The sequence below is a fragment of the Mesorhizobium helmanticense genome (assembly GCF_003034915.1).
GTDB lineage: Bacteria > Pseudomonadota > Alphaproteobacteria > Rhizobiales > Rhizobiaceae > Mesorhizobium > Mesorhizobium helmanticense.
Map to the genome: position 1 here is coordinate 1 of NZ_PZJX01000088.1, position 1,773 is coordinate 1,773.

At 62.4% G+C, this 1,773-nt stretch carries 1 protein-coding gene; it reads left to right on the forward strand.

From position 1 onward, the window contains the following. On the forward strand, positions 1–1,773 hold a 1,773-nt coding region (locus C9427_RS33170), incomplete at both ends, for a CocE/NonD family hydrolase (RefSeq protein ID WP_107653144.1).

The window sequence follows — 1,773 nt, forward strand, 5'->3', positions numbered from 1 at the left end:
TGCACAACAGCCTGCGAGCGCACAGGCGGGCGAGGGCGACGTCGTTCCATTTCCGAAGCCCCGGTTCGACGTCAACCTCGAGGAGGACGTCCGCATCCCGATGCGTGACGGGGTCGGCCTCTTCGCCGACATCTACCGCCCGCTTGGGGCCGGGGATCGCCTACCGACGATCCTGATCCGGACACAGTATGACAAGGCGCCCTATCGCGAGCGTGGTTCGAAGACGCACGATGGGGTGGCCTGCCAGTTCGCGAGCCAAGGCTTCACGGTCGTGGTTCAGGACATTCGGGGCCGCTTCCGTTCGGAAGGCGTATTCCACCCGGCCGCCAGTGACGCGGATGACGGCTACGACACGGTGGCGTGGATTGCTGCGCAGCCCTGGTCGAACGGCAAGGTCGGCGGCTACGGCTGCTCCGCGCTCGGGATCAATCAGGTGATGATGGCGCCGCAGCGACCGCCGGCCCTGGCGGCCGTCCTGCCTCAGGCCTCAGGCGGCGCGATGCGCAACCGGCCATTTGGCACAATATTCTCCGGCGTGCCGGAGTTCGGCTGGTCCTTCAAATGGTTCCGCGAGAAAGGCAATCAGCGCTCCCAGATCCCTCCAGCAATCGAATATCATGACTTCCTGCAAACCCTCCCACTTGCCGACATGAACGAACGGTCCGACAGCTTTCCCAACGACTGGCGGGATTGGGTCACTCATGAGCTTGGCGATCCCTGGTGGCGCCAATTTGCCTTCTTCGATGAGAATTCGCGCCCCGACGTGCCAGGGCTGTTCATCGAGTCCTGGCATGACAATGCGGTCAACGAGGGCATAGAATTATTCAACGCGTTCAAAAACCAGTCTATGACGGAGCGCTCGCGGCGCAACCAGTATTTGATCATCTCCCCCACCCAGCATTGCGAGAGCGAATGCGCCCAGACACCGTACATAGCGGGTGAGCGCGACGTCGGAGACGTCTGTCAGGATTACTGGTCGATCTACCTGCGCTGGTTCGATCACTGGCTGCGCCGCAATGGCCAGGGCGAACTCAACATGCCGCACGTCCAATACTACCTGATGGGCGCAAACCGCTGGAAGTCCGCCGACAGTTGGCCGCTGCCAGGGACCAGCTTCACCCCCTACTACTTCAGCAGCGGCGGGCATGCGAACACCAGCAACGGCGACGGCAAGCTGTCCACGGCGATGGCATCAGGCCCTGCCGATCTCTATCGCTACGATCCGGCCGATCCTACACCCAGCCCTGAGGCTATCCGCACTAGGGGCGATGGTAGCGCCGCCGACCAGCGGGAGGTCGATCTGCGGCCCGACCGCTTGGTCTACACAACGGAGCCGCTTCGTTCAGGCGTCGAGGTGACGGGTCCTTTGCGCGCGGTGGTCTATGTATCGTCATCGGCAGTGGACACAGACTTCGTCGTGACACTGAGCGATGTCTATCCCGATGGCCGGGTTTACAACCTGCAAAAAGGCGTCGCGCGGGCGCGCTATCGCGAAGCCTACACGGCGCAACCTCGCTATCGCGAGGACTATAGCCGCCCGAGCCTGCTGACGCCTGGAGAAATATATCGCATCGAGGTGAACATGGCGGCGACGGGCAACTGGTTCGGTCCCGGCCACCGCATTCGCGTGCAGGTGGCGAGCAGCAGCTTCCCGCACTTCGCCCGCAACCTGAACACAGGCGGCAACAATGCCACAGAAACCGCAACAGTGGTCGCACAGAACACGATCTATCACGATCGCGATCATCCCTCCCACATCATCTTGCCGGTGGT